A 540-nucleotide genomic window follows, 5' to 3' on the forward strand; every position below is an offset into this window, starting at 1 on the left:
ATGATGCCCTTGGCCGGGTCATGGTCACCGTTCAACGCATTACTACCCCAGCCCCCGGAACAACGGAGCCGTTTGTTATGATCCGTCCCGCACAGAACCGTGCTGTCACCTTGTGGCTAATGAAGAACAGTAAACGTCCAATGAAGGCCGTGGACGTCTGGACGCTCTTGTTCGACCACCTGTTCCCACATACCGGACAGATCATGCTAACCCGCGAAGAAATCGCCGAAAAAGTCGGAATTCGGGTCAACGAAGTTACAGCCATCATGAATGAACTGGTGAAGTTCGGTGCGATTTTCTCCGAGCGCGAAAAGGTAGCCGGTATGCGAGGGCCGGGTCTTGTCCGCTACTACATGAACCGCCACGTTGCTGAAGTAGGTAGTCGTGCTACACAAGAAGAACTTTCTACAATACCAAAGCCGGGATTTAATCTTGAAGTTATAGAAGGAGGAAAATTATGAAAACTAACGAACGATTCCATATTGCATGCCAAAATACATTTATAATTTCTCATTCAAACGACTTAGAAACTATGAAAAT

General features: G+C 47.6%; 1 protein-coding gene. It reads left to right on the forward strand.

Going from position 1 to position 540, the window contains the following annotated elements; translation table 11 throughout:
• Positions 1-461 (forward strand): hypothetical protein (locus tag KP705_RS16665; RefSeq protein ID WP_215765058.1); only part of this gene is annotated, 461 nt, incomplete at its 5' end.
• Between the last annotated feature and the right edge of the window lie 79 nt (positions 462-540).

Origin of the sequence: Gluconobacter sp. P1D12_c (assembly GCF_018812105.1) — a bacterium.
GTDB lineage: Bacteria > Pseudomonadota > Alphaproteobacteria > Acetobacterales > Acetobacteraceae > Gluconobacter > Gluconobacter oxydans_A.